Origin of the sequence: Methanococcoides sp. AM1 (genome assembly GCF_900774055.1) — an archaeon.
In the GTDB taxonomy this organism is placed as follows: Archaea; Halobacteriota; Methanosarcinia; order Methanosarcinales; family Methanosarcinaceae; genus Methanococcoides.
In genome coordinates this window covers 331,949-345,801 of the sequence record NZ_CAAGSW010000004.1, presented here as the reverse complement: position 1 = coordinate 345,801, position 13,853 = coordinate 331,949, and the positions used below count along the sequence as shown (strand labels likewise).

The 13,853-nt window shown below is 45.2% G+C and carries 14 protein-coding genes and 1 pseudogene; 4 read left to right on the top strand and 11 right to left on the bottom strand.

Annotation, left to right across the window (positions count from 1 at the left end; translation table 11 throughout):
• Nucleotides 1–40: 40 nt before the first annotated feature.
• From E7X57_RS08810 to E7X57_RS08765, 11 genes and pseudogenes are all read right to left on the bottom strand, one after another.
• Nucleotides 41–1,276 (bottom strand): MBL fold metallo-hydrolase, encoded by a 1,236-nt coding sequence (locus E7X57_RS08810; RefSeq protein WP_135612590.1) that lies wholly within the window; start codon nt 1,274–1,276, stop codon nt 41–43.
• A gap of 21 nt (nt 1,277–1,297) precedes the next feature.
• Nucleotides 1,298–3,520 carry a DNA topoisomerase I gene (locus E7X57_RS08805; RefSeq protein ID WP_135612589.1) on the bottom strand — a complete coding sequence of 741 codons (2,223 nt, stop codon included), beginning with the start codon at nt 3,518–3,520 and terminating at the stop codon, nt 1,298–1,300.
• A 249-nt stretch (nt 3,521–3,769) separates the two neighbouring features.
• Nucleotides 3,770–4,537: a succinate dehydrogenase/fumarate reductase iron-sulfur subunit gene (locus E7X57_RS08800; protein WP_135612588.1), complete on the bottom strand. Its 768-nt coding sequence runs from the start codon at nt 4,535–4,537 to the stop codon at nt 3,770–3,772.
• Nucleotides 4,537–6,213, bottom strand: coding sequence for an FAD-dependent oxidoreductase (locus E7X57_RS08795; protein ID WP_135612587.1), 1,677 nt, complete (start codon nt 6,211–6,213; stop codon nt 4,537–4,539). Before E7X57_RS08795 ends, E7X57_RS08800 begins: the two co-directional genes overlap by 1 nt.
• On the bottom strand, nt 6,210–6,560 hold the full coding sequence (locus tag E7X57_RS12780; protein ID WP_244603662.1) for a hypothetical protein: 351 nt from the start codon (nt 6,558–6,560) through the stop codon (nt 6,210–6,212). The genes E7X57_RS08795 and E7X57_RS12780 overlap by 4 nt, the downstream gene beginning before the upstream one ends.
• Nucleotides 6,561–6,590: 30 nt before the next feature.
• A pseudogene (locus E7X57_RS08790) lies at nt 6,591–7,565 on the bottom strand (lyase family protein); the annotation flags it as partial.
• A gap of 110 nt (nt 7,566–7,675) precedes the next feature.
• Nucleotides 7,676–9,166, bottom strand: coding sequence for a glutamate synthase-related protein (locus E7X57_RS08785; protein WP_135612586.1), 1,491 nt, complete (start codon nt 9,164–9,166; stop codon nt 7,676–7,678).
• Between the two features lie 35 nt (nt 9,167–9,201).
• Nucleotides 9,202–9,372, bottom strand: a complete 171-nt coding sequence (locus E7X57_RS08780; RefSeq protein ID WP_167880954.1) for a rubredoxin — start codon at nt 9,370–9,372, stop codon at nt 9,202–9,204.
• 21 nt (nt 9,373–9,393) lie between these two features.
• Entirely contained in the window at nt 9,394–9,831 is a 438-nt protein-coding gene (locus tag E7X57_RS08775) for a DsrE/DsrF/DrsH-like family protein (RefSeq protein WP_135612584.1), read from the bottom strand.
• Between the two features lie 15 nt (nt 9,832–9,846).
• Nucleotides 9,847–10,068, bottom strand: a complete 222-nt coding sequence (locus E7X57_RS08770) for a sulfurtransferase TusA family protein (protein ID WP_135612583.1) — start codon at nt 10,066–10,068, stop codon at nt 9,847–9,849.
• A gap of 146 nt (nt 10,069–10,214) precedes the next feature.
• Complete coding sequence (locus E7X57_RS08765; RefSeq protein ID WP_135612582.1) at nt 10,215–10,736, bottom strand: DUF367 family protein; 522 nt, start codon at nt 10,734–10,736, stop codon at nt 10,215–10,217.
• A gap of 455 nt (nt 10,737–11,191) precedes the next feature.
• Between E7X57_RS08765 and E7X57_RS08760 the strand changes: the two genes are divergently transcribed.
• From E7X57_RS08760 to E7X57_RS08745, 4 genes are read left to right on the top strand one after another with little or no spacing between them, the layout of a single operon-like run.
• Complete coding sequence (locus E7X57_RS08760) at nt 11,192–11,539, top strand: DUF5518 domain-containing protein (RefSeq protein ID WP_135612581.1); 348 nt, start codon at nt 11,192–11,194, stop codon at nt 11,537–11,539.
• Between the two features lie 38 nt (nt 11,540–11,577).
• Nucleotides 11,578–12,318: a DNA/RNA nuclease SfsA gene (gene sfsA / locus E7X57_RS08755; protein ID WP_135612580.1), complete on the top strand. Its 741-nt coding sequence runs from the start codon at nt 11,578–11,580 to the stop codon at nt 12,316–12,318.
• A 46-nt stretch (nt 12,319–12,364) separates the two neighbouring features.
• The gene (locus tag E7X57_RS08750) at nt 12,365–12,991 is read left to right on the top strand and encodes a class I SAM-dependent methyltransferase (RefSeq protein WP_135612579.1); all 627 of its coding nucleotides are present in this window, start codon (nt 12,365–12,367) and stop codon (nt 12,989–12,991) included.
• A 14-nt stretch (nt 12,992–13,005) separates the two neighbouring features.
• Nucleotides 13,006–13,842 carry an MBL fold metallo-hydrolase gene (locus tag E7X57_RS08745; protein WP_135612578.1) on the top strand — a complete coding sequence of 279 codons (837 nt, stop codon included), beginning with the start codon at nt 13,006–13,008 and terminating at the stop codon, nt 13,840–13,842.
• The last annotated feature ends 11 nt before the right edge of the window (nt 13,843–13,853 follow it).

The following is a 13,853-nucleotide window of genomic DNA, read 5'->3' as shown; positions in this document are numbered from 1 at the left end:
AATGTATTCTTATGAAAAGCCTGTGAAGTCTTTATGGCATTTAGATCGTAACGTCTTCACCGTTGGCAGGAGCATATCCTTCTGCACCGATCTCTTCATTGACCCATGTGGCGAAATCTTCTGCGTTCTCTCCATGCATTGGGAAAACCTTCTCTCCGCCTTTGTCACAGAAATCTTTCACAAGCTGTTTTAGCTCACTATCGCCGCAGTGGGCTGAGAAATCATACTGCTCCACCTTCATGCGGACCTGCTGGATAACTCCATCGTTATCGATAATGCCGGTGTCGAGCATCATTCTTCCATTGGTGCCTTCTACCTGATAGCCTGTAAGCATGATCTTGGACTTTGCGTCTTTGTAGAGCTGGTTGATATAGTAAAGGACAGGTCCGCCGTTTAGCATACCAGCAGTTGTCACGATGACAGATCCATGAAGTGGAACTTTTGATCTTTTTCTGCCTTTGACAAATGTTGCATTATCAAAAGCATGTTTCAGGTGTGCCGGATTCTTCAGGTAATCAGGATGGTTCATCAGAAGCTTGTAGATACCGACTCCCATTCCATCCACATAGCAGGGGATGCCATGGTCACTGAGGAACATAAGTATTTCCTGTGTTCTTCCTATAGCAAAAGCAGGGATCAGGACATTGCCGCCCATGTCCAGCGTGTCCTTTAATGAATCGATAAATTCCCTTTCTGTTTCCTTTCTGGAAGGATGATCTTCATTGAAATATGTGCTTTCTGTTATAAGGGCATCTGCTTTTGGAAGTTCATCTGCGACAGGCACAAGTCTTGTGTCGCGGGTGTTGAAATCACCGGTGTAAACAATGCTTTTTCCATCCTTTTCAAGATAGATCGCGGACGAGCCGGGTATGTGACCTGCATTATAGAACTGTGCAGTGTATCCGTGAGCATGGAATTCTATGCCTGTGTCCACCTTCTGGGTTTTCATTGTCAATTGCTGGAGTTCCCAGCCACTATAGGGTACGGATCTTCCTTCTCTTTCTGCTATTGCAAGTGTGTCCTTTGCGAGTATATGTGCAAGATCTGCTGTTGGTGGTGTCATGAAAACATCGGGTTTCATGTCCATGAGGTTTGCAACAGCTCCACAGTGGTCAAGATGGCCGTGTGATACAAAGACAGCTTTAGGATGAACTTCGCTCACAGGATAGAGTGGTTCCTCTCCCGGTTTGATGCCATAGTCGACCAGTATCTCGTCGTTGATCAAGAGTGCAGAACGTCCAACTTCCTTACAACCGCCTTTGAATCCCAGTTTCATTTGTATCCCTTCTTTGTTTATTTATGCAACAGCTTCCTGCCACTTCATGATCTTTCCGACAGGTATGCTGGTGCTTTTCGAAAGTTCTATTGCGTTTACTTCACCAAGCTCATCTACAGTTGAAACGCCTGCATCCTTGAGCTTTTCAGCTGTAACCTTTCCGATACCGGGTACATCCAGTATCTTCTCAGGTCTTGGAACTTCAGGAAGCTTCTTTTTCTCTTCTTCCTGTGTTTTCTTCCATTCGATGAAATTGCATTGCGGGCAGCCAAGGTCCCACGGTCGTTTTCCGGCATTTATTATCTTAATGTGGTTGATGCCGTGTTCCTCACATGTTTTATCAGTAACAATAACCTGTCCACTCTTTGGAAGTGGGAGGGAGAAATTGCAGTCAGGATAACCGTCACAACCGATGAACCTCGAACCTCTTTTTGAGCGCCTGACTATAAGCTTTGATCCACACTCTTTACAGATGCCGATGACCTTATCTTCGCGAAGACCGGCACGTAAGGATTCTGATATCTTTTCCTTATTTACTTCAAGTTCGACAAATACATTATCGAGCATCTTCCTTGATTCGCTCAGGACATCTTCCTCATTGACATTGCCTTCTGCAATACGGTCCATATCCTCTTCCAGCTTGCTTGTCATGTCATGCCTTGTGATCGTAGGAGCATATTCCTCAAGGGCCTCTACTACTGCAAAGGATGTTTTTGTAGGCTGGAGCGGATTTCCGTGTACGTATGCTCTTGAATAGAGCTTGCTGATAATCTCGTGGCGTGTTGCTTTTGTGCCAAGTCCAAGTTCTTCCATGATCTTGATGAGCCTACCCTGTCCATATCTTCCGGGTGGCTGTGTCTCCTTGGATGTCATCTCTTTGCTCTTTATAGTGAGCACATCACCCTCTTCAAGAGCAGGTAGCAGCCTGTCCTGTGGTGCATTATATGGGTAGTACCATCTCCATCCTGCGTGAAGCAATCTGGCACCGTTCGCTTTGAATTCCTCGCTTTCAATGTCGAACTTTACCTTTAGGGTCTCCCATTCAGCCTCTTCAGCAAAGGTCGCAAAGAATCTCCTGACCACCAGTTCGTAAAGCTTCCATTCCTGGTCATTGAGCTCGCTTTTCTTTGCAAGCGATGCGGGATAGATAGGAGGGTGATCAGTGGTCTCTTTCTTACCACGTGTCGGAACAAGTTTTTCCTTGGCGAGCAGCTTTTCGGCATATTCCTTGAAAGTGCCTTTCCTGAAGACCTCGATCTGTTCTCTCAGGTCGATGGATGCCGGATAGACTGTGTTGTCAGTCCTTGGATATGAAATGAAACCGCTTGTATAGAGTGATTCTGCGATCCTCATGGCATTGGCAGCACTATAACCGATGGAACTTGCAGCACCTATGAATTCAGTGGTATTGAACGGGGTAGGTGGCTTGTCTATCTTCTTTGACCTGACGACAGAGGTAACGGTTGCATTGTCACCTATGATGTCCATTACCCGTTCTGCTTCTGCTTTGTCCCAGAACTTCAGGGTCTTGTGCTGGATATTGAAGAGTTCACCTTTATCATCTCTGAGTGTGGCAAAAATTTCCCAGTATGGCTGTGGGATGAAAGCCTGTCTTTCTTTCTCCTTGTCGACTATCAGCGCAAGGGTTGGTGATTGTACTCGTCCTACAGATAGGAAAAGCTTACCTAACCTGCCTGCTGAAATGGAAAGGTATCTCGTGAGCGATGCACCCCATACGAGGTCGATGACCTGTCTGGAATGGCCTGCATCAGCAAGATTGAAGTCAATGGCTGCAGGGTTTGCAAAAGCATCATCGATCTCTTTCTTTGTGATCGCACTGTAGAACACACGGTCAAAGTCGACTTCAGGATTAATCTTCTTTATGATCTCAAGCGCTTCGACACCAATAAGTTCTCCTTCCCTGTCGTAGTCAGTAGCAATGGTGACGTGTGTCGCTTCCTTTCCCAGCTTTTTAAGGGCACTCACGATTTTTACATGTGTGGGCGTGGTGATAACCTCAGCATCGATAAGCTCTCTTGACTCTACTTTTTGCCAGTTGTTGTATGCTTTAGGGAAGTCCAGCTGGACGATGTGTCCACTAAGCCCCATAACAACGGTCCTGTCATCAGCATTGAACTCGTAGGTATCCATTCCGCTGACACGTACCTGCTTTGGCTTCTTCGGGGCAAGGATACTTGCTATCCTCTTGGCTGCAATGTGTTTTTCTGCTATGATAAGATGCATCGAAAACTCCGGTATTATCGATTTATAAATATATGGAATGTTTTGCCGTTACCAGTGAAATTATAATAGGTATGTCAGATGTTGAAAAATCTTTATATAATAAAAACTTTTGTGTCACACTAATATTCTCATATATTCGTTCCCGATAATCTGTTCCTGTTGAAATAATGTGGGATAATGTATTATATGCTATTCTGTCCCTTCCAATCCACATTTCATAATGATCTTTAAAGAACGGTAATACTTATTTTACTCTTCTTTTTTCTTATTTGTATTTATCCTATTGCGAAGTTCAATGATCCCCAACGTAGGTGCTACCTTTTTAGGACAGACTGCAACACATTTGTACACAGTGTCGCATCCCCAAACACCGGATTCGGAGTCCACGATCCCAAGCCTTTCTTTACGATTGTCTTCATTTTCCCTGGGATCAAGGTCAAAACGCCATGCTTTTGCAAGAGCTGCCGGACCGTAGTATTTCCTGTCTCTTTCTGCAACAGGACATGATCCGTGGCATATCGCACATAGGATGCAGTTGGTATATTGTTCAAGCCTGACCTGCGTTTCCTGATCCATAATGTTTTCCTTTTCAGGAACATCTTCCTTCGTCTCAAGCCAGGGTCTTATACTTTCCAGGAGGGAATAGAATGGATCCATATCTACCACAAGGTCACGGATGACCTCCAGGTTCGGTAGTGGTTCTATCAGTATCTCATCATTGTCTGTTTCTGTCTTCTTGTTAGCTATCAGGACCTCCGGGTTCCCTTCATTCGTAGGTTCCTTCCTCAGGTCAGATACCTGTACCTTGCAGGCGAGCCTTGGTACCCTGTTAATAAGCATTCCACAACTTCCACAGACAGCACCCCTGCACGAATAGCGGAAGGTAAGGCTTCCATCAAGCTTTTCCTGGACAAAGAACAATGCTTCCAGTAAATTCATTCCCGGCTTATCCTCAACCTCAAAGAGATCATACCATACCTTTTCGCCATCCTGTCTCCTTATCTTTAGCTTTATCATCAGTATGTCCTCCTCTGTGGCTGGAATATAGTTATGTTAACATCTTTGTATTCCAGTCGGGGTCCTTCCGGTGTATGGTATGCAAGTGTGTGTTTTAACCAGGTTTTATCATCCCTTTCAAGGTAATCGGTCCTGTAATGTGCTCCCCTGCTTTCCTCACGTACCAATGCCCCTAATGCGATCGCATGAGCAAGGTCCAGCATCCCCTTAAGTTCGATGGCATTAAGCAGTTCCAGATTGAACTCCCTGGCCTCTGTTCTGACCTTCAGTGACTTTGCCCGCTCTTCCAGATTTTTGATATCTTCGACTGCCTTTTCAAGTTTGCCTTGTTCCCTGAAAACTCCCACATTCTCCTGCATGGTCTTTTTGAGTTCCTCACTGATACCGGAATAAGTTTCACCATCATTCCCTCTCATCTCGGAAATAGTAGTTCTTTCACTGTCAAGTGCTTTTTCCAGAGGAGCATCGCTTGTTTCTTCCAACGATTTAACATAATCTGCTGCATGTACTCCTGCTCTTCTTCCAAAGACCACCGTGTCAAGAAGGGAATTTCCTCCCAGCCGGTTTGCACCATGAACGCTTATGCAGGCACATTCCCCAACTGCATAGAGGCCATTTGCAGGAGTGGCTCCATCCTTGTTCGAGCTTATTCCGCCCATTGAGTAATGTTGTCCGGGTTGCACCGGGATAGGCTCCTCCACAGGATCAATACCTGCAAAATCGATGCATATCTGCCTTATGCCGCCCAGTCTTTCTTCGATAAGGTCCTTTCCAAGGTGAGTTATATCCAGATGGATATATCCTCCGGGGAATCCTCTTCCCTCGTCGATCTCCTGCTGGATGGACCTTGCAACGATATCCCTGGGGGCCAGTTCCATTGATGAGGCTGCGTAGTTTTTCATGAACCTTTCATGGTCCTTGTTGTAGAGGTATCCACCTTCACCCCTTGCACCTTCGGTGATCAGTATATTAGTGCCCCATAATGTTGTGGGGTGGAACTGTACGAATTCCATATCCTGCAGTGGCACCCCTGCACGATAGGCCAGGCTTATCCCGAAACCTTTGTTGATGATGGCATTGGTGGATTTTGCGTAGATCCTCCCGTAACCTCCGGTGGCAAGTACTGTGGCCTTTGCCTTGAAAACCTTAAGTTCGGAGTTTAGCAGGTTCATAGCTACAAAACCCAGACACCTGTTATCCTCGATGACAAGTCTTGTTACAAGCCATTCCCTGTAGACCTTGATGCCAGCACGTAAGACCCTTTCATGAAGTGTATGGAGAAGGTTATGTCCGGTCCTGTCTCCGGCGTAGCAGGTCCTTGGGAATCCTGCCCCTCCAAATGGACGTTGTGCTATGGTCCCATCATTCTTCCTTGAAAAATTGGTGCCCCAGTGTTCCATTTCAAGAACCCCGTCAGGAGCTTCCTTGCATAATATCTCAACAGTGTCCTGGTCGGCAAGGTAATCGCTTCCCTTTACCGTATCAAATGCATGCGATTCCCAACTGTCATCTGAGCCAAGGGATGCATTGATACCTCCCTGTGCGGCTCCGGAGTGGCTGCGTATCGGGGGAACCTTTGAGATAATAGCTACGTCCACTCCCTTTTCATGAAGCTCAATCGCACACCTGAGACCTGAAAGACCGCCCCCTATCACTATCACTTCATGTGATATCATTTTTCCACTCCTGTCATGTTGATAGGATCAAGAAGTTGTTCTACGTCTTTCTCATCCATTATGTTCATCTCCTTCACGACCTCGATTATGCTCTTGTTCTCCCTGTGTGCAGTGTGTGCGATCTCTGCTGCTTTCTCATAACCTATGGTTGTTGCAAGTATAGTGACAAGAGCAAGGCTTTGTTTCGATAGTTCCTCACATCGTTCCCTGTTCACAGTTATTCCTCGAAGGCACTTTTCCGTAAAGGAGATCGATGCACCTGTCAGGATCTCTATCGAGCTCAGAAGATCATAGGCAAGTACAGGGGTGAATACGTTGAGTTCAAGCTGACCTCCCTGTGCAGCCATCGTTATTGTTGTGTCATTCCCGATGATCTGGAAACATGCCATATTAAGCATCTCAGCCATTACGGGGTTCACTTTCCCGGGCATGATGGATGATCCTGGCTGTACTGCCGGAAGATTTATCTCTCCGATACCTGTTCGCGGACCGCTTGAAAGAAGGCGCAGGTCGTTTGCGATCTTGATAAGGCTTACAGCAATACTTCGCAATGCACCTGATGCTCCAAGAATGGCTTCTGCAGACTGCGTGGCCTCAAATGCGTTTTGAGCAAGCCTGAAATCCTGGCCTGTGATATGTTCCATCTCTTTAATTGCCAGCTGTCCGAATTTTTCCGGTGTGTTCAGTCCGGTACCGACAGCAGTACCTCCCATGTTCAGTTCCTAAAGACCATCAATGGCTACTTCAAGCCGCTTGATCCCGAGTTCAAGCATATGTGCATATCCTGAGAATTCCTGTCCGAGTGTGACCGGCACAGCATCCTGAAGATGCGTTCTTCCCGGCTTGACGATTTCCATGAACTCAGCCGATCTTTCAGCAAATACTGTCAGCATTTCCACAAGTGCAGGCATGAGCTCTGAATTAATGGTCTCCACAGCCGCAATGTGGATAGCAGTATGTGTCGTATCATTTGAGGATTGGGACATGTTCACATGGTCATTCGGGTGAATTATGTCATAATGTCCCTTTTCGAACCCAATGATCTCAAGTGCCCTGTTGGCAATGACCTCGTTTGCGTTCATGTTCTGTGATGTTCCCGCACCTGACTGGAATGCATCCACCACGAACTGGTCATCGAACTTTCCTTCTCTAACCTCGCTTGCAGCCCTGATTATGGCTTCTCCCTTTGTGATGTCAAGCTTTCCGGATTCCATATTTGCACGTGCGGATGCCATCTTAATTGCAGCCTGTGCTTTCACAAAAGAAAGAGGTAGCCTCTGATGGCTGACCTTGAAATTATTAACTGCCCTTGTTGTCTGAGGGCCATAATAGGCTTCCTCAGGTACTTCCACTTCCCCAAGTGTGTCTTTCTCTAAACGGATATAACCCCCCCGGGTTTATTTTATGGCTTTACTTTATAGGTCTGCTTTATAACCTTATTTTTGATTATATGCATCAGATCTCATACATGTTCGATGTCCGTATGATCTGAAATTTCGGAATTTGTGGTGCAAAGGTCAGTGATGCTCAACTTATGAACATCATCATTTCCTGTGAGCCTTGCGAAATTCTCAAGCTCTTTGGTGGACACTCTCAGGAAGTTCTCAAGTTTCTTCGCGGAAATGTCGATCTTAAGTCTGGAACGAAGTTCAGGGTTCTGTGTTGTGACCCCGACCGGACATTTGCCGGTATCGCATTGCCTGTATTGCTGGCAGGCACATGCCATGAGCGCTGCTGTGCCTATGGCAATGGCATCTGCACCTAGTGCCAGTGCTTTTGCAAGATCGGAAGATACACGCAGACCGCCTGTAATTATCAGTGAAATATCCTTTATGCCTTTTTCATCAAGGAACTTCCTTGCACGGTAAAGTGCGAATATCGTAGGTATCGATGTTGAGTTCTTGACAAATTTTAGTGCAGCAGCAGTTGCTCCGGGTCTTCCGTCAATGGTAATGAAATCAGGTCCTGCGTAGACAGCAACTTCAAGGTCAGCTTCTATATTTCCTGCTGCCATCTTGATGCCTATGGGCTTGCCTCCGGAGGTCTCTCTCAGCCAATCGACCTTTGCTTTCAGTTCTTCCTTGCTTCTGATATCATCAAAATGTGCCGGGCTTACGATGTCAGTGCCTTCAGGGAATCCTCTGATCTCCGCTAATTCATGTGTTACCTTCTCGGCAGGCAGGTGTCCGCCCATGCCAGGCTTTGCGGATTGTCCGATCTTGATCTCGATAGCATCCACTTTCTTCAGGTTCTCTTCGGTGGCGCTGTATTTGTTAGGTACATATTCAAAAATATACTTGTGAGCTTTCTCCATGCTCTCTTTAAGGATCCCACCTTCTCCGGAACACATTGCAGTTTTTACAGCAGCACTTCCCATTGCAAGGGCCTGCTTTATTTCACTGGATAATGCGCCATATGACATATGGGTAATGAACACAGGAGTTTCAATGACAAGCGGGTGTTTTGCTTTTGGTCCTATGATAGTTTTAGTGTTAACAGCTTCATCCTCGTTAAGAGGTATCTTTGCAAGCTGTGCTCCTCTAATAAGGATATCGTTCCATGACAGTACAGCCTGTTGTGTCCTCATCGGCTCAAGGATCGATTCACCGGTTACTGATATCTTATGGATGTCTTCCATGTAGGGTTCAGTGATGTCAGAAGTCCTTCTCCACTCTCCCAGATAGCCGCTGATATCTACTTTCCCAAATTCAGATATAGTTATCTTGCTCTTTGTACCGCATTTCGGACAGGTGACTATTTCTTCGGAGGTGACCTCCTCGATCTCTTTTTTTTCGACAGGCATCTGGTGGTTCTTGTCAGCACCACATATGGGGCACCGCCAGTCATCCGGAAAATCTTCCGGCTTTGTTCCGGGTTTTATGTCGGTGTTCGAATCTCCCCTTGTATCATCATATTCAAAGGCACCACACACGTTACATCGGTATTCGGTCATCCCGAAAAAGCCTCCTTTTATCAGGTAAAAAAGTATCAGACAGGCATCTGGTGGCTTTTGTCGGCACCACATATAGGGCATTTCCAGTCATCCGGGAAATCTTCCGGTTTTGTACCCGGCGCAATGCCCATTTCAGCGTTGCCTTCTGTATCATCGTATTCAAAAACATTGCACACATTACACTTATATCCTGCCATTTCACTCATACTCCCGTTGTTAACTTTTATTTAAATGAACAGTGTTATTTTCGCATCTCTTGCCTCATTGACATAGGTTCCCACTGCACCGTACTCATCGATCCATTCAGTACGAAGCTCTTCGGCTTTTACTCCCATGATCTCCATGGTCATCTCACAAGCGAGTATCCTTCCACCCAGTTCCTTGTAGTCGTTCATGAGCTTTTCAAGAGAAGCAACATTTGCTGCTTTCATGCGTTTGTTTATCATCCACTTTCCAAGTCCCAGCATGTGCATCTTGGACAAAGGTCCCTTTTCAAGCCCGCCTTTCTTGAGTCTCTGGAGTCCCCAGAAAGTAAAGTACATGGAAACATCCATTCCCATTGCAAGTGCTCCATTGCCAATTATAAGGGCGCTGTATAGTTTGTCCATATCCCCACTATGGACAATGATGACAGCTTTATCAGTAGTCTCTGCAGTATCGGTCATAGTAACCCCCAAACGTTACCTTCGTATCTTTATCTTCCATTCCTCATCTTTTTGTTCAACATCAATGATCTCAAGCCCCAGTGCTTTGCAGGCCATTGGTATTTCCTTTTTTGATGCAGGATGTGTTCCAAGAATAGTGACTTCATCTCCTTCTGATGCCTTCTTCAAAGCTTTGCGGCATTCTACAAGAGGAACAGGGCATGTTTCGCCTCTGGTATCGATTTCTATCTCTGTCATATTTTAATTTCCCCCATAAATTTGTGTAGATCATAAATGTGATGCAGCACCATAAATAGATCCCAAATAAACTATCTTTATTATACTATTAAAGTATTGTTACCTTGTCAAAAATAGCCCCAATGCATTACTCTTTCCTTCATTGATCAGATGTATTCGCCCTGGATCCTGATGATATCCTTACTGTCCTTTGCTTTGGAGTAATCTTCAAGCGGCTCTTTATTGACCTCAAGGAAACTATGTCCCCAGTTGAACTTTGAAAGGATCTCCTCTGCCTGTTCCTTATTACCAAGTATATATAGGGCTGCTGCAAATGCTTCTACGGAGTTGAGTTTGAAAGGCCTGCCGAAGTTTACAGGATTGGCAGCTACAAGATACGGAAGTGCACGGTGTTTGAGCTGCAATCTCAATAGTTGTGGGAATACTTCCTCAACTGTCTCCCAGGAACAATCAAGGACAGTTATGTTCTGCTCGTTCCGGTCTGCCGGAGAAAGGGCTTGTTCTGCCATCGGGTCGAGAAGAATGGACCCTCGTGGGATTTTCTGTACCTTGTCGAAAAGGCGGGCAAGGTCAAACCGTGCCATCTTTTTCCCGGTGCATTTTTTCGGATCGCACTGGCGAGCGTGATAAATGTGAAGGTGGTACTTTTTGTCTTTCTGTTTATCCATGAAGCATTAATTGTTGTATTTGAGGTTATACTTTTTGGATTCCTGCTACTCGCAAAAGTTGATGGCCAGGTCGAAAATACGCATAAAAATGAGCTAGGCTGGGGTAGCTATAAGCCAGAATCGATATAAGGAAGGGTTGATCTGAACAAAATACTGTATATACAGGAATAGGCATGAAGCCTGATACTGAGAAATTCCAGCATCAGGTTCAAATTGGTGGTAGTATTCGTTTTTCCTCAAAGACATTCTCAAATAGGTTTTGCTAGTGTCTTTCAGTAATTGCTAATTGACATACTACTATTTAAATGTTAACGGCGTAAACATTGTTAATATATTCAGATGCGGTATGGGTGCCAGCTCTTGATTTTATAACATATGTTCTTTTTATTTTCAATAGATAACTAAATAATATGTTTAGTCCTATATTGCATGATATAGTAACAGGACACGTTCTTATGAATATTATAAAAGGAGCAATTATTGGGCTGGGTTGCACGCTCATTCTGTATATAGTACCGCTGGTAAATGCACTTTCTCCGTTCTTCGGAGGTTTTCTCGGAGGGTATGTTGCTTCCGAAGGTGCTTTCGGTGGCCTTAAAGTAGGTATTTTGATGTCTTTACTGGCAGCTATTCCCGGATTCTTACTTTCAGGTGCTCTGGCACTTCTGCTTAAGGATATTCCTGTGATGGGTGCTATTCTGGCAGGATCCAGTCTTTTCATCACTTTAGTAATTGTCATCTACACTGCTATATTCGGAATTATCGGTGGTGTTGTAGGTGGAGTTGTAGCAGATAGTAATTGATCTCCCCTTTTCATTTTTATTATCCGGGAAGCCAAATAATGCCTGAAAAAAAAGTGGTTCTGGAGATCCCATGGGATGCTGAAGCAAAATTATTGTCAAGACCTAACCGATTCCTGGGGATAGTGGATATAACATCAATTTCCGGGTCTCCTGTTGATATACGAGAAGAAAAGGTCCACATTCATGATCCCGGAAGACTTGAAGACCTGCTTTATACAGGAAATGACCTGCTCCTGAAAAAAGCCGCGAATACTAATCGAAAGACAGGCTGGGATGTCATTGCTGCTAAAGCTGAAGATGGCTGGATCCTGATAAATTCAGCATTCCATCGCAAGATCGCTGAATGGTCTATAAGGAATGAGATCTGCCCTTTCCTTGAAGGGCTGGATTCAGTTGCAGCTGAGCAGAAGTTCGGGGATAGCCGGCTGGATTTCCTCCTGAGGAAAGGTAACACGAAGATCTGGGTGGAAGTAAAAGGATGCACTCTTACTAATGGTCGGAAAGCAACATTTCCCGACGCCCCAACGTCAAGGGGAAAAAGGCATGTTGAAGAATTGATAAAGGCGGTTAGGGGTGGTGATGAAGCACTTCTCCTCATACTGATCTTCAGAAAGGATGTACAATGCTTCGCACCGAACGAAGTAATTGACCCTGACCTTGCATCTGCTTTCAGGAATGCTATGGATGCCGGCGTTAAGGTATGTCCTCTGGTATTCGGCTATGAGGGAAGGGAAATTATCTACAGGGGCAGGATACCTTTGTGTGATGGCTGGAAATGACTTTGAATTATTGCTTATGATAATTGGTTATAGGGAGCTGATGTGATTGGATATCGAGGAAGTTGTGAGGATCCATGCAAATCCTTCAGGTGAAGATGGAAAAAAAGTTGGTATTGAGATGAACGAGCACCATTATGAATTGTGGAAATGGGGCATTGGTCATATTTCCACTGATCCGGAGTCATGGATACTCGATGTTGGCTGCGGTGGTGGTCGTGCTGTGAGTATCCTTGCGGATCTTGTAGAGGCTGGTAAAGTTTATGGTGTAGACCATTCCAATGAGATGGTAGGTCTTGCTACCGAGTTGAACAGGACTGCGGTTGACAGTGAACATGTCACCATAATACATTCTTCTGTCTCAGAGTTGCCGCTACCTGATAACATGTTCGATATTGTCACGGCTTTTGAGACGTGCTATTTCTGGCCGGATATCGTAGAGGATCTCAAAGAGGTCAGACGTGTGCTCAAAGATGGTGGCATGCTTCTGATAGTCAATGAGATGTACGAGCATAGCAACTTTGAGGGTCGGAACACGCCTTTCACTGAAGTTGGCGGGATGAACATATTCTCACCCCAGGATTACCGGAATATGCTTGAAAGTGCAGGTTTTTCTTCTGTTGAGATCGATGAGGTTCCGGAAAACAACTGGATAACTGTTATCGCAAAGAAATGAACAGGGGGTTGAATATGCAGGTGACAGAACATGTCCATGCCATTAAGATACCTTTCAGTCTCACCACCGACTCAGGTATTGTGGTCAAGCGCTTTGTGTATGCTTATCTCATCTATGGAAAGAATGTTTGCCTTGTGGACTGTGGTGTTGCATCCTCTGAAAAACTCATCTTCGACTACATGAAAAAGACAGGCAGGGATCCGCAGGAGATCTCACTGATAGTGCAGACGCATTCCCATGCGGATCACATCGGCTCTACTCCTGCGATAAAGGAATTAACAGGATGCAAAGTTGCTGCTCACAGGGATGCTGTAGAGTGGATGGAGCATCCTGATATCCAGTTCAGGGAGCGTCCAATACCAAATTTTGATACCCTTACAGACGGTCCGGTGAAAGTGGATCGTGTCCTTGAGGATGGGGATGTGATCAACCTTGGGAAAGATATGTCCCTGAGATTTATTCACACTCCAGGTCACTCGAAAGGCTCGATCTCATTACTGTTATCTTCTGACAACGTACTGTTCTCCGGGGATTCTATTCCTCTGGTGGGGGATATTCCCATCTATGATAATGTTGCACAAGTTCTCTCATCACTCAGGAAACTTCGGGATGTGTCTGATGTGAATGTACTTTTGTCCTCGTGGGATGATCCAATTGAGGGTGAGGATGCCTATAATGCAATCGATGAGGGAATTGAATATGTCAAAAAGGTTCATGAGGCGGTTCAGAACTTCTCATCTGTTTCATGGGAAAAAGTGCTGGAAGATATTGGATTGGAAGGCTTTCCTGTCAATCCACTGGTCGTTAGGACCTTTGAATCTCATTTGAAAGCGGATGGAGATCTTTCCTGATCTTTCTGTTT